Source organism: Kordia sp., from assembly GCF_965224175.1.
Classification (GTDB): domain Bacteria; phylum Bacteroidota; class Bacteroidia; order Flavobacteriales; family Flavobacteriaceae; genus Kordia.
Genome location: NZ_OZ245041.1, coordinates 4,809,739 through 4,829,516 on the forward strand (window position 1 = coordinate 4,809,739; position 19,778 = coordinate 4,829,516).

A 19,778-nucleotide genomic window follows, 5' to 3' on the forward strand; every position below is an offset into this window, starting at 1 on the left:
ATGTAGGTTTGACGATTCATAGTATGTTTTGGTTACAAAAAAAGCCTCTTCATTTGAAGAGGCTTTAAGATACTATTTTTTTAGTTCTTATTTTATCATTTCGTAACTACGTTTTATGAATTGTGTCAATTCTTCTCCCGTTAGTAAGTTTTGTGATAAACGTGCTAAATCAAGAGATTGTTTGATTAAGCGCTCTTGCTTTTTCTTAGTTTTTGTGTTTAGAATTTGTCCAACTAATTCGTGATTTGTGTTTACGATTAAATTGTACATTTCTGGGAAATTGCCCATTCCAAACATTCCGCCACCGCCAGTTTGTTGCATTTCTTTCATACGACGCATAAACTCAGGTTGCGTGATCATAAATGGTGAAGCGTTAGAATCCATTGCTTCCAACTGAACTGTATACTTATCAGCAGGAACTACTTCGGTTAATGTTGTCTTTAATGACTCTTTTTCTTCATCTGAAAGTTTCGAGATTTGTTCTTCGTCTTTTTTGATGATGTTGTCAATATGATCAGCATCTACACGCGCAAATGAAATCTTTTCTTTTGATGTTTCTAATTTTTGAATTAAGTGAGAAACAATAGGAGAGTCTAACAACAATACTTCGTATCCTTTTTCTTTGGCAGCTTCAATATAACTATGTTGTTGATCTTTGTTAGAAGCATATAAAATGATTGTTTTATCATCTTTATCTGTCTGCGTATCTTTGATTTTCTCGTATAATTCTTCATATGTATAATACGTTCCATCTACAGAAGGATATAATGCAAACTTGTCTGCTTTGTCAAAGAATTTTTCTTCAGAAAGCATTCCATATTCAATCACAATTTTAATATCATCCCATTTTGCTTCAAAATCTTCTCTGTTATTTTTGAATAAAGAATTCAATTTATCAGCTACTTTACGAGTAATATAAGAAGAGATTTTCTTTACATTTCCATCAGCTTGTAAGTAAGAACGCGATACATTCAATGGAATATCTGGAGAATCAATTACACCTTTTAGCATTGTTAAAAACTCAGGAACAATTCCTTCAACATTATCAGTAACAAATACTTGATTTTGGTACAATTGGATTCTATCCTTTTGCATATTCATATCATTCCCAAGTTTAGGGAAGTATAAAATACCAGTTAAATTAAACGGGTAATCTACGTTTAAGTGAATATTAAATAAAGGTTCTTCAAATTGCATTGGATACAATTCGCGGTAGAAATTTTTATAATCTGCTTCTTCTAAGTCGGTAGGTTGTTTTGTCCAAGCTGGATTTGGATTGTTGATAATATTATCAACTGTAATTTTTTCAGCTTCAGCACCTTCTTCTGCATCTTCTGGAAGTGGTAAAGTTTCTTCCTTAGTTCCAAATTTAATTGGAATAGGCATGAACTTGTTATATTTTACTAATAATTCATTGATTCTTGAATCTTCTAGAAATTCTGTTGAATCTTCTGCGATGTGTAAAATAATTTCTGTTCCTCTTTCTGTTTTACCGTGTTCTTCTAGAGTAAATTGTGGCGAACCATCACATGTCCAATGTGCCGCTTTTGCATCGCTATGACTTTTAGAGATAATTTCTACTTTTTCTGCAACCATAAATGCAGAATAGAATCCAAGTCCAAAATGTCCGATAATTCCTGAATCTTTGGCAGAATCTTTATATTTTTCTAAAAATTCTTCGGCTCCAGAAAAAGCCACTTCGTTGATATATTTTTGAATTTCATCTGCAGACATTCCGATTCCTTGATCGATAATATGCAGTTTCTTTCCTTCTTTATCTACTTTAATTTCGATTACAGGATTTCCGTATTCAACACTTACTTCTCCAATATTGGTTAAGTGTTTTAGCTTTAGTGTAGCATCGGTTGCATTCGAAATAAGTTCTCTTAAAAAGATTTCGTGATCGCTGTATAAGAACTTCTTAATTAAGGGGAAAATATTTTCTACAGATACATTAATATTTCCTGTTGCCATTTGTTATCTTTTTAGTTTATGATTAAAATTAGTATTGTTTGAAGTCATTCTTTTCAAAAAAAATACCATTTTTAAACAAGTGACAAGATGACATAATTTCTGTCAAATAGAAGTTTTTCAAAAAAAAATAAAATTTAATGTAAGGAATTAAAAATCATTTCGATTTATACAATAATGATTAAGGGTAGTAATTACGATTTAAGACAAATAATCCCTTAATCAATTGTTTATTTATTGGTTAGGTTGTTTTAAAGCACATTTATAAAATATAAATGTGCTTTTTTGTTGAAGTACATCAAAATACTACACAGATGTAATTATTAATTCTTATTATTGCGGTTCAAGTTTTAAGAATTCGTAAATTTATGCTGCGATTTCGCTACCAAAAATTAAAAATCTACAATTTATGTATACATCAAGAATTATAGGATTAGGACATTACGTGCCAGATAATGTAGTTACCAATGATGATTTATCCAAATTAATGGATACGAATGACGAATGGATTCAAGAACGCACAGGAATTAAAGAAAGAAGATTTGCCGTAAAGGGAACAGAAGATACAACCTCAGGAATGGGAATTAAAGCTGCGAAAGTAGCAATAGAAAGAGCAGGAATTGATAAAGACGATATTGACTTTATCATTTTTGCAACGTTGAGCCCCGATTATTATTTCCCTGGACCAGGAGTTATGGTACAAAAAGAGTTAGACATTAAAACAGTTGGTGCCCTTGATGTCCGTAATCAATGTTCTGGGTTTGTCTATGCAATTTCAGTTGCAGATCAGTTCATTAAAACGGGAATGTATAAAAATATTTTAGTGATTGGTTCTGAATTACATTCACACGGTTTAGATATGACTACACGTGGTAGAGGTGTTTCTGTGATTTTTGGAGATGGAGCTGGAGCCGCAATACTTACGAGAAGTGAAGATACAAGTCGTGGAATTTTGTCTACACATTTGCACTCGCAAGGAGAACATGCAGAAGAACTAGCATTGACAGCACCAGGAATGGGAACACGTTGGGTAAATGATATTATAGATGATCATACCAACGGAGTAGAAGATACTTCGTATTTTCCACATATGAATGGACAATTTGTATTTAAAAATGCGGTAGTTCGTTTTAGTGAAGTAATTATGGAAGGTTTGTTGCAGAATGGTTTGAAAAAAGAAGATATTGATATGTTAATTCCGCATCAAGCTAATTTACGAATTGCACAATTCATTCAGAAAAAATTTGGTTTAGGGAATGATCAGGTGTATAACAATATTATGCGTTACGGAAATACAACGGCAGCATCTATTCCAATTGCTTTGACAGAAGCTTGGGAAGAAGGAAAAATAAAAGAAGGTGATACTGTTGTATTAGCAGCTTTCGGAAGTGGATTTACTTGGGGAAGTGTGATTATAAAATGGTAATATAAAAAGAAATATCGCGAAAGCGGATATGTAAAAATAAAATCCCAAGTGCTAGTGCGCTTGGGATTTTTTCTTAGATAAAAGTAAAATATCTAGTATACTTTATGCAATATCAGGGGGTATTTTTAGAGTGCTAAATTCGAATAATTAACCTAATATCTATACCGAATAACTTTTATGATGTTGCAATTTAGTTCGTTTTTTTAAAGATTTAATTACAGCTTAATAGAACTTTAACAGTTTTTCGGCTAAAAAGTGTCGGTTTACAGGTGAATAGCATTTTAAAAATTTCTAAAAGATTCTAAAAATAGAAAACCCTAGTTGTGCACAACTAAGGTTTTCTTTGATTAATAACTTTCAATTAACACTAACCATCAATAATAATTGAAGCTATTAAATTATTATAAAAATTGGTCTATAAGAATCCGCCACTTCCAGATTTTTCGTCATTATCACGTCTCTTACGAGATTTCGCTCTGTATTTTCTTCCTCCAAAACGATAAGAAATAGAAACATTTACAGTATTACTTTCCCAGTTGAAAGCTCCTTCTTGTCTGAATGGTCTGTTTCCGTCAAAACCAAATTCTTGTGTATTAAAGATGTCGTTGTAATTTACGCTCAATGTTCCATTTCCTTGGGCGAATGAGTAACGAGCTCCAATGTTTACAAAATACATAGGTTTCATTTCAAACTGAAGTCCTTGTACACTTCCTCTGTAAAATCCGAAAGCAGATAAGTTTAGCTTTTTGGTAACTCTAAAGTTGTTAAACATTCTAAAGTTCCAAGCAGCATTATCAACTTCAACAGTTTCTCTAACAATATTATCTACAGTAGCAACATCTGTTGGTGCATTTAATGATTCAGTAATTCCCTTTTGTGTTTGTGAGAAGAAATCAAAACTAGCATTAAAACTCCACCAATTTGTCGGTCTGAAATTACTTGAAACTTCTACTCCATATGCTGAAGTATTGTCGAAGTTATCATGCGTTAAGATTAATCTGTTGATATCGGTACGATCTACAAAAACAGCTCTGTTTATTTCATCTTCAATAAGTCTGTAAAAAACACCTCCAGTAATTGTTCCTTTGTTTCCAATTCTTCGAGTGTAGTTTGCTTCCATAGAGTTCGTAAACTGTGGCTCTAAGTTGATGTTTCCAAAAGAAGAGATTAATGGCGTACTCCATTCTCTAATTGGATTTACTTGTCCAATTCCTGGACGATCTACACGTCTACTATAACTTACTTGATATGAATTTTTCTCAGAAGGAGTATACGTGAAAAACGCTGATGGATATACTTGAATGTAATCGTTTTCAAAAACAATATTTGTTTGATCAGTGTTTACAATTTCTCTTGATAAAGCATTTGCGTCAACTTGAACACTTTCTGCTCTAACTCCTACTTGGTATGACCATTTTTCAAATTGTTTTCCATAGGTTCCATAAACAGAATAAATATCTCTGCTATAATCAAAATCAGTAGTAGGAGTTCTACGTAAATCTCCGATTTCATTGAATGAAAATCCAGTAGACTGATAATCAATACCAGAGTTGAATAAACGTGCTTCAGCACCAAGCTCTAATTTTGCTTTATTTTTCATTGGACGTACATAATCTAAGTTAATAGTAGTACGATCTCTATCTGTTTCCGTCTCATCCATATAGTTCGGAAATGTTCCTGCGCCAGCAAAAGCAAAGTTGATATTATCTTCAGCATCAAACACATTATAATCTACTTCCAATTCAATATTATGTCCTTCATCATTGATATCATACTTATAATTAAAGTTGTATTGAGAAGCAAGATTATCATTAGCTGCTAAGAAATCTTGTAGATTATTGAAAGCTGGATTGTCATAGAAAAATACTCTTGTGATACCATCTGTTTTACTATCCGTAATATTTTGATTAGTAAAGAAAGAAATAGTATTCTTTTCATTTAGGTATACATCAACTCCAACTTTAAATAAGTGTGTTTTACGATTGTCTAAAAAGCTAAATAACTGCTCAGAGTTTTCATCTACTCTAAAAATATTTCCATCATTAGCATTTTTAGAAATATTGTTTCCGTAGTTACCAAATACATTGAATTTTCCATTACGATAATTCATATCAATAGAACTGTTGAATTTAGCTTCACGCTCACGTGTTAAACCAATATTTACATTTCCATTGAAACCAATATTTACATTTTTACGTAATACAATATTGATAATTCCACTCATTCCTTCAGGGTTATATTTTGCAGAAGGATTTGTAATTAATTCAATTTTTTTGATAGAATTAGAAGGTAATTGACGTAATAATTGTGCTGTTGGAATATTAGAAAGTTTTCCATCAACCATAACACGTACGTTTTGATTTCCTCGTAAGCTAATAGCTCCAGTTTGTTGATCTACGTTTACAGAAGGTAAATTGTTCATAATGTCAGAAGCAGTTGGACCACTTGTTACCAAGTCTTTTCCAACCGTAATCACTTTACGATCTACTTTTTGTTCAATCGTTGTACGTTCGGCAACAACTTCTACTTCATTTAGTGTAGTAGCACTTTCTGCTAGTGAAATGGTACCTAGATTAACATTTTTATTGTCATTTGTAATACTTGCTTCTCTTGATACAGTTTCGTATCCGATAAATTGTATATCTATAGCTATAGTTCCAGCAGGAATTTTATTGATTTTGAAGTTTCCTTTGTCATCAGAAATTGCCCCTGTTAAAACTTTACTATCAGCTTTTGATTTTATTACAATAGTTGCATAAGGAATCGCTTCATTAGTACCAGCGTCGATAACCTTTCCTTGTACAGTTCCAATTTTGGGGGTTGAGTTTTGAGCATGTAATGCAAAGCATAGCATCACCATGCATAGTGAGAATAGTTTTTTCATTTAATTAGTCCGTTTTTTGTTTTTGATGATAAATCCTAGTCTTACTAGAATTATGCATACTTGACGACGCAGAAGTTATTGTGTTACGTTCTTTAACATCTTTTAACATATTTTAACAAATAACAGCGTAACATGTGAAAAATCACTAGATTTGTAGTCTCATTACCAGTGAGTGTACCCAAAATCGTAAAACTAAATACCATAACCTATTGAAAACACTAGTGTTAGGCGCTTCTATGAAGTCGCATCGCTTTTCTCATAAAGCCGTACGTAAATTGGCAACTAAAGGACATGAAGTTGTCGCTTTCGGTTTAAAAGAAGGAGAAATTAATGGCATTACAATTGATACAGAACTCTTACCATACGAAGATATTCATACGGTGACTTTATATTTAAACCCTAAAGTGCAACCAGATTATTATGAATATATACTTTCATTAAAACCAGAGCGTATAATTTTTAATCCTGGAACGGAAAATTCTGAATTTTGTCAAATGCTAAAAGAAAGAGATATCAAATGTCATGTTGCTTGTACTTTGGTTCTATTGGCGTCTGATCAATATTAAGCCCAGGAATGTAAGCAATCCGTTAATAGGTAATAATTCATATCCGAATTGATAATAAGTTTCTTTTGAAAGTTTTACTGCTGCTGCCATGTCGGCTACATCTGCAGTAAAGTAAGTATAGTATGCTCCAAAATTTGCTAATACATAAGTTAAGCAAATTGAAACAAGCGTCACAATCCAAACATTTTTATCAACGATTCTGTATTTGGTGAAAATTCCGAAAGCAAACAAACCTAATAACGGTCCGTACGTGTAACCAGCAATTGTCAATAAACTGTCAATGACGCTTTTATTGCTTAGGCTATTAAAGATGATAACTACAATAATAAGCACAACAGACATGGCAACATGCACTATTTTTCGTGTGCTTTTTTGTTCTTTTTCTGGTTTCTTTTCGATATCTAGAAAATCAACTGAAAAAGAAGTTGTCAAGGAAGTTAAGGCAGAATCAGCACTAGAGTATGCTGCAGCAATTAATCCGAGTAAAAATACAATAGCTAACGAAATTCCCAATCCGCCTTTGAGCGCGATTTCAGGAAACAATAAATCTGTTCTTGGTTTTCCGTCCATCAATGGAACTTCAATACTGTGTTTAGCTGCAAACATATAAACCAAAGCTCCTAATAATAAAAAGATCATATTCACAACAACCAGAACGACGCTAAATGAAATCATATTTTTTTGCGCATCACCCAAACTTTTGCACGTCAAATTCTTTTGCATCATATCTTGATCTAACCCAGTCATACACACCGCAATAAACAATCCGCCAAGGAATGATTTAATAAAATAATTTTTTGCCATCAAGTTATCTGTAAACCATATTTGATTGTATTGCTCCAAAGTTTCTGAGTTCCAAAATTCACCAAAACTCATGTCTAAATCACCTAAAATCAAATAAATGGCTACGCCAACAGCAACCAACATAAATAGGGTTTGCAGTGTATCTGTCCAAACAATCGTTTTAATTCCGCCACGAAACGTATAGAGCCAAATCAGTAAAATAGATAAGGTTACAGTGACAGCAAACGGAATATTATACGAATCAAATACATAACGTTGCAATACAATAGCAACTAAATACAATCGGAAAGCTGCGCCTAAAATTCTGGAAATCAAAAAGAAAAAAGCACCTGTTTTATAACTTACGACGCCAAATCGATCTTCTAAGTACTGATAAATAGACGTTACATTCAATCGATAATAAATAGGCATTAATACATATGCAATAATAAAATAACCGACCAAATAGCCAAAAACGACTTGCATGTAACTAAACTTTGAAGCTTCAACCCAACCAGGAACAGAAATAAAAGTTACACCCGAAAGCGAAGCACCAATCATTCCAAAGGCAACTACATACCAAGGCGATTTTCGAGATGCTTTAAAAAAGGTTTCATTGCTATCGTCTTTTCCCGTGAAATAAGAGATTAAAATCAAAACGCCAAAATATCCGGCGATCAGTAATAAAATATGAATGGATTGCATCTGTGTAAATTTTCGGTATTGCAAAATACAAACTTCATCATTATAAAGTGTAAATTCGTAAAATATTTAAAGGATTCATGAAGAAGAAATGCACAGTCATATTATATAATGTTATTGTAGTGTTGCTCATCTTTGGAGCATTAGAATTCTATTTCGAATACAAATTGTCGCATCCAGAAGATTTAAATGGTCGCATGAAAATTGCCTCTCAAAATTACTACATGAAGTACGGAAGGCAAATCATTCAATACGAACCAGCAATGGCTATGTACGATGAAACATTATTTTACAAGCTAAAACCTGGAATATTTACATTTAAAAATAGAGAGTTTAATGTAACTTTTAAAGTAAACTCTTTAGGTGTCAGAGATGATGAATCTTCTTTAGACAATCCAAAAATAGTAGTTTTAGGAGATTCTCATGCGATGGGTTGGGGAATTGAGCAAAAAGAAACATTTGCAGCATTACTTGCCAAAGAAACCCAAAGTAAAGTACTAAATACAGGAATATCTTCTTACGGAACAGTACGAGAATTTCAATTATTAAATCAAATAAAAAAAGATAGTTTACAATATATAGTTTTACAGTATTGCGACAACGATTATCCAGAAAATCATTCGTATTACCAGAACGGAAATTTTTTAAATATTTCTTCGAAAAATGTGTATGATGATGTAAGTAGTGAACACAGATCAAAAGGAAGTTATCATATTTTTAAACATGTATTGAAGTTTCCAAAATTGCTGGTCAATGCCAATACAGAATCAGAAGTCAATCAAAAAATGCCAGATGATGAAGTTGAGGTTTTTCTAAACGTTATACAACAAGCAAACGTTTTAAATGACAACATCAAACTAATTGTTTTCAATGTAAATGGACGTAGAACAACGAGTCATTTTATAGATGCATTAAAACTAACATTACAAGATGAAAAATGGAAAAAACTGGCAACACAAATCATTCCTTTAGATGTATCTGCTGGTTTAACAGCCGAAAAATACCATATTTTAGATGATCACATGAACGCTAAAGGACATGCGTTTGTTGCAAGTGAATTAAAAAAGCTGATAAACTTACACTGAAAACCCAAAATCATAAAGCGAAAGTTGTAAATTTGTTCCCATGGAATTCTCCTCAAAACTCTTAGAAAGTGCTGTAAACGAAATATCGCAATTGCCAGGTATAGGAAAACGAACTGCTTTGCGATTGGTCTTGCATCTTTTGCGTCAGCCAGAAAGTCAAACCTTGCATTTAGCAACAGCATTACAAGACTTACGAACTGAAATCAAACATTGTAAAAACTGTCACAATATTTCAGACGTAGAAATTTGTGATATCTGCATGAACGCCAACAGACAACAAGATATTATATGTGTAGTGGAAGATATTCGTGATGTCATGGCAATAGAAAGTACGGCACAATACAAAGGCTTATATCATGTGTTGGGTGGAAAAATATCTCCACTAGATGGAATTGGTCCACATAACTTAACCATTGGTAGTTTGGTAGAAAAAGTGCAAGCAGGAAAAGTCAAGGAAATCATATTTGCACTAAGTTCCACAATGGAAGGTGATACAACCAACTTTTACATATACAAGCAAATCGAAAACTATGAAGTAAAAACTTCAACAATTGCACGCGGAATCTCAGTAGGTGATGAATTGGAATATGCAGATGAGGTAACGCTTGGTAGAAGTATAATCAACAGAGTTCCTTTTGAAAATTCTTTGAAAAGCTCTTAATTTTCAATACGCTATGCAACTCTCAGTCATCATTCTCAACTATAATGTACGTTACTTTTTAGAAGCGTGTATTCGAAGTGTGCAGTCTGCAATCACTGCGCTTGACGCGGAAATTATTGTGGTAGATAACAATTCGCCAGACGATAGTTGTGACATGATGCGAAATACCTTTCCAGAGATTCAATTCATTGCAAACAAAGAAAACGTAGGTTTTGCCAAAGCAAACAATCAAGGCGTAAAAGTAGCCAAAGGCGAATATATATGCATCTTAAATCCAGATACCATTGTCGCTAACGATACCTTTACGCAGCTTTTACAATTTACTGCCGATACAGAAAACGTAGGAAGCATAGGTTGTAAATTAATAGACGGAAGCGGAATGTTTTTACCAGAAAGTAAACGAAACATTCCAACACCAATGGTTTCTGTAAAAAAGATTCTAGGGAATAAAAACTCAGGGTATTATTCAAATCTGAAGGAAGATGAAATTGGGAAGATAGATATTTTGGTCGGTGCGTTTATGCTGATGAAAAAAGAAATCTATCAAAAAGTTGGCGGATTTGACGAAGACTACTTCATGTATGGTGAAGACATTGACTTGTCATACAAAATTAAAAAAGCAGGCTTTCAAAACTACTATTATGGCAAAACTACGGTCATACATTACAAAGGCGAAAGTACACTAAAAGACAAAACCTACGCAAAACGCTTTTATGGCGCCATGCAACTATTTTATAAAAAACACTTTAAAAGAAACATCATTTATGATATTGCGGTTACGCTTGGTGCGAAATTAATTCCGTTAGTATCAAAACCAGAAAAAACAACCCAAAAACAAGTCCAAAAATATATTTTTGTGAGTAATTCGGTGGAACGTTTCAAGCAAATACAAGCCGTTTATCATTCGAAAGATTGTGTGCAAGTTGAAAACTTAGATCACTTTTTTCGTCAGATACAAAACAAATACAGCACAGAAATCATTCTAGATAATCATTTTATAGATACAAAAGAGATCATTCAAATCTTTGAAAAACAACTTGGATATTACAAAATATTGCCAAAAAGCAGTACTTTTATCGTCGGTAGCGATTCATCCAAAAATAGAGGAGAAGTAAGGATGTTAGGTGAGCAAAAGAATTGTGTTTGAGAAATTTGAAGTACGGTTACTGAACTTGTTGAAGTAAATTGAAAATAATTCAATAAAAAATCATATTATTTAGTATTTTCGCAAAATAAAATAAAATAACATCTTTAGATTAAGGATATGGCAAAATTTGAACTAAAACTTCCACAAATGGGAGAAAGTGTTGCAGAAGCAACAATTATATCATGGCTCAAAGAAGTTGGCGACACTATTGAAGCTGATGAAGCAGTCTTAGAAATCGCAACAGACAAGGTAGATTCTGAATTGCCAAGTGAAGTTGACGGTGTTTTAGTCGAAATCTTATTCAACGTAGATGATGTTGTAAAAGTTGGGCAAACAGTTGCCATAATTGAAGTAGAAGGAGAAGGAAGCGAAGAAGCAACACCAGCACCAGCAGCAAAGGTTGAAGAAGCGCCAGCAGCAGTCGCAGCAGTTGCAGATACGGTAACAGCAGCAAAAGAAACTGTAACGAATGACTTTTCAACTTCAGAAAAATTCTATTCGCCATTAGTAAAAAACATAGCGAAAGAAGAAGGAATTTCAGTAGCAGAATTAGATGGAATTGCAGGAACAGGAAAAGATGGAAGAGTTACAAAGAATGACATTCTTACATATGTAAAAAATAGAGGAACAGCGCCAGCGCAACCTCAAAAAACAGAAGCTCCAAAAGCAGCTGTAAAAGAAGCAGCAAAACCTGTAGCTGCGGCAAAATCAACACCAGTAACACCAGTTTCTGTAAATGGAAGCGACGAAATCATAGAAATGACACGTATGGGGAAACTCATTGCGCATCACATGGTAGCTTCTGTACAAACATCAGCGCACGTACAAAGTTTTGTTGAGGTTGATGTGACAAAAATTTGGAATTGGCGTAAAAAAGTAAAATCGGCATTTGAAAAACGTGAAGGAGAAAAACTAACATTCACGCCAATATTTATGGAAGCGGTTGCGAAAGCATTAAAAGATTTCCCAATGATGAATATTGCTGTTGATGGCGATAATATCATCAAAAAGAAAAATATCAACCTTGGAATGGCAGCAGCTTTACCAGATGGAAACTTAATTGTTCCTGTTATTAAAAATGCTGATCAGTTGAATTTAGTAGGAATGGCAAAATCTGTAAATGATTTAGCAAGCAGAGCTAGAGCCAACAAACTGAAACCAGACGACATTCAAGGCGGAACTTATACAGTAACCAATGTTGGTACTTTTGGTAGCATCATGGGAACTCCAATTATCAATCAGCCACAAGTTGGAATCTTAGCTTTAGGAGCTATTCGTAAAGTGCCTGCAGTTATTGAAACTCCAGAAGGTGATTTCATCGGAATCCGTTACAAAATGTTCTTATCGCATTCATACGACCACAGAGTTGTAAATGGTGCGCTTGGAGGACAATTTGTAAAGCAAGTAGCTGATTATTTAGAAGCTTGGGATAGCGATAGAGATATCTAAGAAAAATTTATTCAATCATACACAAAAGAGTTTTCGAGAGAAAACTCTTTTTTTTGTTAGTACTGAAATGTTAATATTGAGTATTGAGAAGTTTTAAAAGAAATCTTAGTATTTAATAAACACTGAATTAACTATGAAATGAAACAGTTCGTGATAACTCGTAAGAAAAAGAAAAGCACAGAAAAACATTAGTGAATTCGTAGTGAATTTTTTTAAAACACTTAAAGTCAGTTTTACAATTCTCAACAAATCAATGAAAAGACAAACGTTTAACCTTCGAAGCAATTGTATTCCAAATGTGTATTCCTTTAGGAAATAATAAAATAAGGTGGACAAAACCTAAAACAATGGCACCAGGAATCATATTAACTGAGATCATTTTTAGTAATTTTTGAGCAGAAGAATTAACAGTAAATTCATTAATAACAATACCGGTTTCGGTAATTTCTATTTTTGTAGCAAGCAGTAAAAAAATGGCCGCGAAATGAAAGCTATTCGCAAAAAGATGCAAAATATATTCCCATTTTGGTAGTCCTCCAATAGATTTTCTGCTATCTTTTTCAGAATATGCGTCTATTCCTAAAACGATAAAGTCAATAACGATAAGTGCAATCGAAACCCAAAAACTTGCTTTATCATCATTAATAAACAATAGCCAAAGTATCAAAGGAAACAGTATTGCTCTTGCAGTATGTGTTTTATGTTCAAGAACACTATCTGTTCTTTTAAATAGTTCATACTTCCATATATGTAAATAAAATCCGTCGTAGGTTGCCAAAACCATGAAAAAAAGTAGGCATAACGTACTTAAGTAAAATAAGATATCCATTCGCTGAGTTGTTTAATTTTTAACAAAAATCAGAGAATAAAAAATAGGATCAATTGATATATGTCACAATCGTATGTCTATGTAATTTTAGATCTAATTCGACTTAATGTTTCTCTTGAAACGCCAATGTAAGAAGCAATGTGTTGGATAGAAACACGTTGAATAATTTTTGGTTGATTTTTAAGTAAATAAAGATATTTCTCTTTAGCAGTTTCAAAACTCAAAGTATCAACTCTTTCAGACAAACGCGCACATTCTTTTTCGGTTAACAACCTACTAAGTGATTCCCATTTTTGACTGAATTGATATAGTTTCATCAAATCTTTATAAGATAAAGAAACAACTGTAGCGTCTTCAATAGCCTGAATGTATTCCTTTGAGACGATCTGTTTTACAAAACTTTCTTGTGATGAAGTAATTGAATTTTCCATACAGAAACAAGTATTTATCTCATTTCCATTTTTAATATGAAATGTTCTAAAAAGACCTGTGTTTATATACGTTATAGAATCACAAACTTGTCCTTCTCTTAATAAATACTCTCCTTTTTTTAAATGCTTGATTGTAAAATAATCTACCGCAATATTAAAGGTGTTGTCATCCATTTGAATGACATTAGTTATATATGATTTTATTTTTTCGATTTCGGGAATCATAAATTTTTTCAACAAAAGTAATAATGATCTATTCTTTTAGCATTTCAATAAAAGAAATTAAATTTAAACCTTCATGAAGTTCGCCTTTTACAATAGCTATTGGAATTGAAGAAATCAAAACATCTTGTCGCTTCATCTTAGAAATAGTATTCCAGAAAAACTTTTTATAACGTTCATTTTTAGAAATATTAAATGCTTTATGTTGAATGCGATTGGCTTTAAGCATTCCAATTAACTTTTCACATTTAGCACATTCATCTTTAGTAAAAATGATAGTTTCTCCTTTATCAATCAGATGATCTAAATCCTTCCAGCTTTTAACAGTAGTTTCAAGGTTTAGTTCTTGTAATTTATCATCAAAAGAATAAAAATAAGTATACTCAGGAGTTGTGTTTTTGAGTGGAATCAACGTAGTTAACGCTACTTTCTTTTGCGCAGGTACTTTCTTGATAACAGGTCGATAACTGCTTTTTCTGAATCCTTTTCCATCAATCTTAAAAAAGACTTCTTTATCAGTATCTGTATGATTGATAGCATAAAAAGTAGTTTTCTTTTTAGCTTTAACTTCTACAATCTCAACATCTTTTGTTTGTGCATTCAATGATAAAAGAGAAATTAAACAAAATAAAAAAGTAGATAAAATATACTTATACATGCTAGTTTTTACATTATTGTTAATAATACATAAAAATCAATTATTATACCACAAAATAATTTTATTTGCTCTGTAATAGTGGTAAATTTACTCTTTTAAATAAAATAATGGAATTACAACTTAAAAATCCCATCTGCTTCTTTGATTTGGAGACAACCGGAATAGAAGTAGCAAAAGATAGAATTGTAGAAATATCGATACTCAAAGTATATCCAAACGGAAATAAAGAGAGTAAAACGTGGTTAGTAAATCCTGAAATGCCAATTCCTGCCAGCGTTTCAGAAATTCACGGAATCACAGATGCTAAAGTAGCGAATGAGCCTACTTTTAAACAGTTATCGAAAGAAATCTACAATATGATAAAAGATAGCGACTTGGCAGGTTACAACTCAGACCGATTCGATATTCCGTTATTGGCAGAAGAATTGTTGCGTGCAGATATTGACTTCGATATGAAAAACAAAGTATCTGTAGATGTGCAAACAATTTTTCACAAAATGGAACAACGTACGCTGTCTGCTGCATATAAATTTTATTGTGGAAAAGAGTTGGAAGGCGCACACGGTGCAGAAGCTGATACAAATGCTACCTATGAAGTTTTAAAATCACAACTAGATCGTTATGACGAACTAGAAAATGATATGAAAAAACTAAGTGAGTTCACTACTCGTAAAAAAATGGCAGACTTTGCTGGCTTCATTATTTTTGACAAAGAAGGTGATGAAATTTTCTCTTTTGGAAAGCACAAAGGGAAAAAAGTCGAAAAAGTGCTAGACGATGAACCAGGATATTTTGGCTGGATTCTCAATGCTAATTTTCCACTATACACTAAAAAAGTACTCACGGCAATTAAACTTAGAAAACTCAATACGAAATTTTAAAAATAAAAATGATATTGAGAAAAGCTACCATATTACTCATTACATTTTTAACACTACTAAGTGTACATGCCCAAAAAAACATTTCAGGCACAATTATTAATGGAAATACGAATGAACCTGTTTCGTACGCACATTTAATTATTCCGTCTGAAAAAAGAGGAACAACTGCAGATTACAATGGGAAATTTGAATTTACAGTTCCAGAAGAATGGGTTGGTAAAATATTAAAAATTACCTGTGTAGGCTTTGAAGATAAAAAGATTGAACTCAAACAAGCAAAAGGGCTCGTTATTTACATGACACCTTCTGTAGAATTCTTGAGTGAAGTACATTTATCAAACAAAGAACGAGAAAAACTGATACGTGTCAATTCATTTCGAGGCAAGCGAAGTATTGGTTTAGGGAACTTTAGCGGAGGTGCGTATCCATCAATGTTTGCTCGGTATTATCCGTTTAACGAAAGCCTTGGATTAGAAAACTACTTAAAGGAAGTCACTATATTCTTTTACAAAGAAGGAAGGCACAATGCAAAATTTAGATTTCGCGTCATGTCTGCTTCTGAAGGTAAAATGCCTAAAAATGATTTACTCGATCCTAAAATTATAGAAATAAGTTACAAGCAAGCGAAAACAAAAGTAAAAATGCCTGCAAACGGTATAGAAGTCCCAAAAAGCGGCTTCTTTATTGTGGTAGAACATTTATTTATTGAAGAAAATACTTTTGAAGAAATCATTCACTTAAAAGTAAGTGATACTTTAAAAATATATGATATCAAGCAGAAACGCTATGCACCTATATTTAAAGGAATAATAGAAGAAGATGGTGCATCGTTCTCTTACTACATGTCTGTTGACGGCTGGAAAAAAGTTAGAAAACTAAAAATGCCAAGTGCAGATTTTAAAGAAAATGAAGTAGTAGCGCCAGCTTTTAAATTAAAACTAACAAACTAATAAAGAACTATGAAAATTATTTGCATCGGTCGAAATTACACGGAACACATTGCAGAACTTGAAAATGAAAAACCAGCAGATCCTGTAATTTTTATGAAAGCGGATTCATCTGTACTTTTAAAAAAACAACCTTTTTTTATTCCTGATTTTTCAGAAGAAATTCATCATGAGGTTGAAGTTTTGGTAAAAATTAATAAATTAGGAAAATATATTGATCAGAAATTTGCGCATAAATATTATGACGAAATCAGTGTAGGGATTGATTTTACTGCGCGCGACTTACAATCAAAGCTAAAAGCCAAAGGTTTACCTTGGGAAAAAGCGAAAGCTTTTGATGGTTCGGCAGTAGTTGGAAAGTGGATTTCGAAAGATCAATTTGAAGATTTGAACGATTTAAATTTTAAATTAGAGAAAAATAATGAAATCGTTCAGCAAGGAAATACAAAGCAAATGCTTTGGAAAATAGATGAACTTATTGCATATGTTTCACAATATTTTACCTTAAAAATCGGAGATATCATATTTACAGGTACGCCTGCAGGTGTTGGCAAAATATATGCTGACGATCGATTGACGGGCTATTTAGAAGAACAACAATTATTTTCAATATTAGTAAAATAAAAAATGGGTTATAATTTAGAAAAAATAAGCGCAATATCTGATGGTGATCAAGACTTCATAAAAGCAGTTGTCGTCACTTTTATAGAAGAAATACCAGATGATCTCGTACGATTTGAACAAGAAGTAAAATCAGGTAATTACGAAGGTATTTATCAGGTAAGCCATAAAATAAAACCAAACTTAGATTTGCTTGGAATGAACGAATCTTATGATGAAAACCTACAAATACTAAGTTGGTCTAAAGCTGAAACAAATATTGCTGATATTGCTGTTGCTTTCAATAATGTAAATGTAAAAATCAACAATAATATTACAGAACTCAAGAAAGAATTCAATCTATAAAATATATGATTGCAGAAATAATTACGATAGGCGATGAAATTCTCATCGGACAAATTGTAGATACCAATTCAGTTTTCATATCTAAAGCACTGAATGAAATTGGAATCTCTGTGCATCAAATTACTTCTATTCAAGATGACAAGACGCATATATTAGAAGCGTTAGAAGCTGCCAAAGTGAACGCAGATGTTGTATTAATAACTGGCGGATTAGGTCCAACAAAAGATGATATCACTAAACATACTTTATGTGAATACTTTCAGGATGAGCTAATTAGAAATGATGAAGTTTTAGTACACATAGAAGAATTGTTTAAGCAATTTGCTACAACATCGCCGATCTCAGATATGAATCGTCAGCAAGCATTGGTTCCTTCCAAAGCTCAAATACTAAAAAATGAATTTGGAACTGCTCCAGGAATGTGGCTAGAAAAAGACAATACCGTATTTGTATCTATGCCAGGAGTTCCATACGAAATGCGCGGTTTGATGACAAATCATATCATTCCAAAGCTTCAAGAAGAATTTGAGCGTCCATTTATATATCACAAAACAATTCTCACCTACGGAATGGGAGAAAGCAATATTGCTATGAAAATTGAAGATTGGGAAGACAGCCTTCCAGATTTTATCAAACTAGCATATCTGCCAAATTTTGGAAAAGTACGTTTGCGACTCACTGGTAAAGGAACCGACAAGGAAGAAATTGAAAATGCTGTTGATGCGTATGCAGAAAAATTGTATCCTATTATTGGTGATATTATTCAAGGTATAGAAGGGAAAAGCAATATCGTTACACAAATTGGCGAACTCTTAGTAGCAAAAGGTCATAGTTTGGCTGCTGCCGAAAGTTGTACTGGCGGACGTATTGCAACACAGATTACGCAAGAATCTGGCGTTTCTGCCTTTTTTAAAGGAAGTGCAGTCACGTACGCCTTACAATCAAAGATCGATATTTTAGGTGTGCCAGCTGAACTGGTAGATACATATTCAGTAGTAAGTAAAGAAGTTGTGGAAGCAATGGCAGAAGGTGCCAGAAAGACGTATCATTCAGATTATGCGATTGCTACCACAGGAAATGCAGGGCCAACTAAAGGAAACTCAGATGTTGAAGTAGGAACTGTTTGTATTGGAATTGCAACACCAAATGGAATTATTTCTGAAGAATTTAATTTCGGACAGCCACGTGAAAAGGTAGTAAACAAGGCAGTTACTAAAGCTTTTCAAATGTTACTTGAAGAAATTTTAAAAAACAGTAAATAAATATTTGCTGAGAAAATAAAAAAATGTAAATTTGCACCTCGTTTTTGAATAACTTAAAAGTTTAGTACAGATGTCAAGAATTTGTGAATTAACAGGTAAGAAAGCTATGGTAGGGAACAATGTATCCCACGCAATGAATAAGACAAAACGCAAATTTAATGCGAATCTTACAAAAAAGCGCTTTTACATTCCTGAAGAAGATAAGTGGGTAACTTTAAAAGTATCTACTTCAGCATTAAAAACAATTAATAAAAAAGGAATCTCAGCTGTGCTAAAAGAAGCAAGAGCGAAGGGTTTTATCAAGTAATTCAGTCATAAAAGTATAAATACCAATAGCAATGGCGAAGAAAGGAAATAGAGTTCAAGTGATACTAGAGTGTACAGAGCACAAAGCTTCTGGACAACCAGGAACTTCTCGTTATATCACTACAAAAAATAAGAAAAATACTCCGGACAGATTAGAGATTAAGAAATTCAATCCTATCTTAAAGAGAATGACTGTTCACAAAGAAATAAAATAATAAGTCATGGCAAAGAAATCAGTAGCATCCTTACAAACAGGATCAAAAAGGCTAACAAAAGCTATCAAAATGGTAAAATCTCCAAAAACAGGAGCTTACACATTTGTAGAGTCAATCATGTCTCCAGATAAGGTAAACGATTGGTTAAAGAAATAAGTATACGTTAATTATACTATCATACTAGCTACTTTCGAAAGAGAGTAGCTTTTTGTTTTTGTACCTCAACCAATATATGACAGTTTTTCAGGTTTGTCAATTGGGCAAGATAATTGACTGTAAAAAGGTATATAAACAACACATGCAAAATATAGACTAATTTTAAGTATCTTGTTTTGCAATTTGTACAATCATTTGATTGGTACAGGATTAAAAATAGTATCACAGATT

20 protein-coding genes are annotated in these 19,778 nt (G+C 32.7%); 14 read left to right on the forward strand and 6 right to left on the reverse strand.

Annotation, left to right across the window (positions count from 1 at the left end; translation table 11 throughout):
- Nucleotides 1-87: 87 nt before the first annotated feature.
- Nucleotides 88-1,974: a molecular chaperone HtpG gene (htpG, locus tag ACOQOS_RS20865; protein WP_420572409.1), complete on the reverse strand. Its 1,887-nt coding sequence runs from the start codon at nucleotides 1,972-1,974 to the stop codon at nucleotides 88-90.
- 406 nt (nucleotides 1,975-2,380) lie between these two features.
- Between htpG and ACOQOS_RS20870 the strand changes: the two genes are divergently transcribed.
- The gene (locus ACOQOS_RS20870; protein WP_420572410.1) at nucleotides 2,381-3,397 is read left to right on the forward strand and encodes a beta-ketoacyl-ACP synthase III; all 1,017 of its coding nucleotides are present in this window, start codon (nucleotides 2,381-2,383) and stop codon (nucleotides 3,395-3,397) included.
- 415 nt (nucleotides 3,398-3,812) lie between these two features.
- On the opposite strand, the gene ACOQOS_RS20875 is transcribed toward ACOQOS_RS20870, so the two are convergent.
- Entirely contained in the window at nucleotides 3,813-6,281 is a 2,469-nt protein-coding gene (locus tag ACOQOS_RS20875) for an outer membrane beta-barrel protein (protein ID WP_420572411.1), read from the reverse strand.
- A 209-nt stretch (nucleotides 6,282-6,490) separates the two neighbouring features.
- Here ACOQOS_RS20875 and ACOQOS_RS20880 point away from each other — a divergent pair, with 209 nt between their 5' ends.
- Complete coding sequence (locus ACOQOS_RS20880) at nucleotides 6,491-6,847, forward strand: CoA-binding protein (protein ID WP_420572412.1); 357 nt, start codon at nucleotides 6,491-6,493, stop codon at nucleotides 6,845-6,847.
- Here the strand turns inward: ACOQOS_RS20880 and ACOQOS_RS20885 are convergent.
- Nucleotides 6,824-8,335 carry a sodium:solute symporter gene (locus ACOQOS_RS20885; protein ID WP_420572413.1) on the reverse strand — a complete coding sequence of 504 codons (1,512 nt, stop codon included), beginning with the start codon at nucleotides 8,333-8,335 and terminating at the stop codon, nucleotides 6,824-6,826. The two genes, ACOQOS_RS20880 and ACOQOS_RS20885, sit on opposite strands and share 24 nt — an antisense overlap.
- Before the next feature lie 77 nt (nucleotides 8,336-8,412).
- On the opposite strand from ACOQOS_RS20885, the gene ACOQOS_RS20890 reads away from it, so the two are divergent.
- The 4 genes from ACOQOS_RS20890 (at nucleotide 8,413) to ACOQOS_RS20905 (ending at nucleotide 12,674) form a co-directional block, all read left to right on the forward strand.
- A complete protein-coding gene (locus ACOQOS_RS20890) occupies nucleotides 8,413-9,417 on the forward strand; it encodes a hypothetical protein (protein ID WP_420572414.1) in 1,005 nt (334 codons plus the stop codon).
- Between the two features lie 40 nt (nucleotides 9,418-9,457).
- A complete protein-coding gene (recR, locus tag ACOQOS_RS20895) occupies nucleotides 9,458-10,078 on the forward strand; it encodes a recombination mediator RecR (RefSeq protein ID WP_420572415.1) in 621 nt (206 codons plus the stop codon).
- Nucleotides 10,079-10,091: 13 nt separating this feature from the next.
- Nucleotides 10,092-11,225, forward strand: coding sequence for a glycosyltransferase family 2 protein (locus ACOQOS_RS20900; protein WP_420572416.1), 1,134 nt, complete (start codon nucleotides 10,092-10,094; stop codon nucleotides 11,223-11,225).
- A gap of 117 nt (nucleotides 11,226-11,342) precedes the next feature.
- Nucleotides 11,343-12,674 (forward strand): dihydrolipoamide acetyltransferase family protein, encoded by a 1,332-nt coding sequence (locus ACOQOS_RS20905; RefSeq protein ID WP_420572417.1) that lies wholly within the window; start codon nucleotides 11,343-11,345, stop codon nucleotides 12,672-12,674.
- A 250-nt stretch (nucleotides 12,675-12,924) separates the two neighbouring features.
- Here ACOQOS_RS20905 and ACOQOS_RS20910 read toward each other — a convergent pair whose 3' ends face one another.
- The 3 genes from ACOQOS_RS20910 to ACOQOS_RS20920 form a co-directional block, all read right to left on the reverse strand.
- The gene (locus tag ACOQOS_RS20910; protein ID WP_420572418.1) at nucleotides 12,925-13,503 is read right to left on the reverse strand and encodes a hypothetical protein; all 579 of its coding nucleotides are present in this window, start codon (nucleotides 13,501-13,503) and stop codon (nucleotides 12,925-12,927) included.
- A gap of 77 nt (nucleotides 13,504-13,580) precedes the next feature.
- Nucleotides 13,581-14,159 carry a Crp/Fnr family transcriptional regulator gene (locus ACOQOS_RS20915; RefSeq protein ID WP_420572419.1) on the reverse strand — a complete coding sequence of 193 codons (579 nt, stop codon included), beginning with the start codon at nucleotides 14,157-14,159 and terminating at the stop codon, nucleotides 13,581-13,583.
- A 28-nt stretch (nucleotides 14,160-14,187) separates the two neighbouring features.
- Nucleotides 14,188-14,814, reverse strand: a complete 627-nt coding sequence (locus ACOQOS_RS20920; protein WP_420572420.1) for a hypothetical protein — start codon at nucleotides 14,812-14,814, stop codon at nucleotides 14,188-14,190.
- 107 nt (nucleotides 14,815-14,921) lie between these two features.
- On the opposite strand from ACOQOS_RS20920, the gene ACOQOS_RS20925 reads away from it, so the two are divergent.
- From ACOQOS_RS20925 to ACOQOS_RS20960, 8 genes are all read left to right on the forward strand, one after another.
- Nucleotides 14,922-15,695: an exonuclease domain-containing protein gene (locus ACOQOS_RS20925; protein WP_420572421.1), complete on the forward strand. Its 774-nt coding sequence runs from the start codon at nucleotides 14,922-14,924 to the stop codon at nucleotides 15,693-15,695.
- An 8-nt stretch (nucleotides 15,696-15,703) separates the two neighbouring features.
- Complete coding sequence (locus ACOQOS_RS20930) at nucleotides 15,704-16,645, forward strand: carboxypeptidase-like regulatory domain-containing protein (RefSeq protein ID WP_420572422.1); 942 nt, start codon at nucleotides 15,704-15,706, stop codon at nucleotides 16,643-16,645.
- A gap of 9 nt (nucleotides 16,646-16,654) precedes the next feature.
- A complete protein-coding gene (locus ACOQOS_RS20935; protein ID WP_420572423.1) occupies nucleotides 16,655-17,266 on the forward strand; it encodes a fumarylacetoacetate hydrolase family protein in 612 nt (203 codons plus the stop codon).
- 3 nt (nucleotides 17,267-17,269) lie between these two features.
- Nucleotides 17,270-17,608 (forward strand): Hpt domain-containing protein, encoded by a 339-nt coding sequence (locus ACOQOS_RS20940; RefSeq protein WP_420572424.1) that lies wholly within the window; start codon nucleotides 17,270-17,272, stop codon nucleotides 17,606-17,608.
- Between the two features lie 5 nt (nucleotides 17,609-17,613).
- Complete coding sequence (locus ACOQOS_RS20945; RefSeq protein WP_420572425.1) at nucleotides 17,614-18,870, forward strand: competence/damage-inducible protein A; 1,257 nt, start codon at nucleotides 17,614-17,616, stop codon at nucleotides 18,868-18,870.
- 70 nt (nucleotides 18,871-18,940) lie between these two features.
- Nucleotides 18,941-19,177: a 50S ribosomal protein L28 gene (gene rpmB, locus ACOQOS_RS20950; protein ID WP_007094745.1), complete on the forward strand. Its 237-nt coding sequence runs from the start codon at nucleotides 18,941-18,943 to the stop codon at nucleotides 19,175-19,177.
- Between the two features lie 31 nt (nucleotides 19,178-19,208).
- Nucleotides 19,209-19,391, forward strand: a complete 183-nt coding sequence (gene rpmG / locus ACOQOS_RS20955) for a 50S ribosomal protein L33 (RefSeq protein WP_007094744.1) — start codon at nucleotides 19,209-19,211, stop codon at nucleotides 19,389-19,391.
- A 6-nt stretch (nucleotides 19,392-19,397) separates the two neighbouring features.
- Nucleotides 19,398-19,547 (forward strand): DUF4295 domain-containing protein, encoded by a 150-nt coding sequence (locus ACOQOS_RS20960; protein WP_007094743.1) that lies wholly within the window; start codon nucleotides 19,398-19,400, stop codon nucleotides 19,545-19,547.
- Nucleotides 19,548-19,778: the final 231 nt, after the last annotated feature.

What these genes read in the sequence shown, in the direction of transcription:
- ACOQOS_RS20905 (WP_420572417.1), top strand. Translation starts at nt 11,343, where the DNA reads ATGGCAAAATTTGAACTAAAACTTCCACAAATGGGAGAAAGTGTTGCA.
- ACOQOS_RS20940 (WP_420572424.1), top strand. Translation starts at nt 17,270, where the DNA reads ATGGGTTATAATTTAGAAAAAATAAGCGCAATATCTGATGGTGATCAA.
- rpmG (WP_007094744.1), top strand. Translation starts at nt 19,209, where the DNA reads ATGGCGAAGAAAGGAAATAGAGTTCAAGTGATACTAGAGTGTACAGAG.
- ACOQOS_RS20960 (WP_007094743.1), top strand. Translation starts at nt 19,398, where the DNA reads ATGGCAAAGAAATCAGTAGCATCCTTACAAACAGGATCAAAAAGGCTA.
- ACOQOS_RS20900 (WP_420572416.1), top strand. Translation starts at nt 10,092, where the DNA reads ATGCAACTCTCAGTCATCATTCTCAACTATAATGTACGTTACTTTTTA.
- ACOQOS_RS20915 (WP_420572419.1), bottom strand. Translation starts at nt 14,159, where the DNA reads ATGATTCCCGAAATCGAAAAAATAAAATCATATATAACTAATGTCATT.
- ACOQOS_RS20920 (WP_420572420.1), bottom strand. Translation starts at nt 14,814, where the DNA reads ATGTATAAGTATATTTTATCTACTTTTTTATTTTGTTTAATTTCTCTT.
- ACOQOS_RS20935 (WP_420572423.1), top strand. Translation starts at nt 16,655, where the DNA reads ATGAAAATTATTTGCATCGGTCGAAATTACACGGAACACATTGCAGAA.
- htpG (WP_420572409.1), bottom strand. Translation starts at nt 1,974, where the DNA reads ATGGCAACAGGAAATATTAATGTATCTGTAGAAAATATTTTCCCCTTA.
- ACOQOS_RS20890 (WP_420572414.1), top strand. Translation starts at nt 8,413, where the DNA reads ATGAAGAAGAAATGCACAGTCATATTATATAATGTTATTGTAGTGTTG.
- ACOQOS_RS20945 (WP_420572425.1), top strand. Translation starts at nt 17,614, where the DNA reads ATGATTGCAGAAATAATTACGATAGGCGATGAAATTCTCATCGGACAA.
- ACOQOS_RS20885 (WP_420572413.1), bottom strand. Translation starts at nt 8,335, where the DNA reads ATGCAATCCATTCATATTTTATTACTGATCGCCGGATATTTTGGCGTT.
- recR (WP_420572415.1), top strand. Translation starts at nt 9,458, where the DNA reads ATGGAATTCTCCTCAAAACTCTTAGAAAGTGCTGTAAACGAAATATCG.
- ACOQOS_RS20870 (WP_420572410.1), top strand. Translation starts at nt 2,381, where the DNA reads ATGTATACATCAAGAATTATAGGATTAGGACATTACGTGCCAGATAAT.
- ACOQOS_RS20875 (WP_420572411.1), bottom strand. Translation starts at nt 6,281, where the DNA reads ATGAAAAAACTATTCTCACTATGCATGGTGATGCTATGCTTTGCATTA.
- rpmB (WP_007094745.1), top strand. Translation starts at nt 18,941, where the DNA reads ATGTCAAGAATTTGTGAATTAACAGGTAAGAAAGCTATGGTAGGGAAC.
- ACOQOS_RS20910 (WP_420572418.1), bottom strand. Translation starts at nt 13,503, where the DNA reads ATGGATATCTTATTTTACTTAAGTACGTTATGCCTACTTTTTTTCATG.
- ACOQOS_RS20930 (WP_420572422.1), top strand. Translation starts at nt 15,704, where the DNA reads ATGATATTGAGAAAAGCTACCATATTACTCATTACATTTTTAACACTA.
- ACOQOS_RS20925 (WP_420572421.1), top strand. Translation starts at nt 14,922, where the DNA reads ATGGAATTACAACTTAAAAATCCCATCTGCTTCTTTGATTTGGAGACA.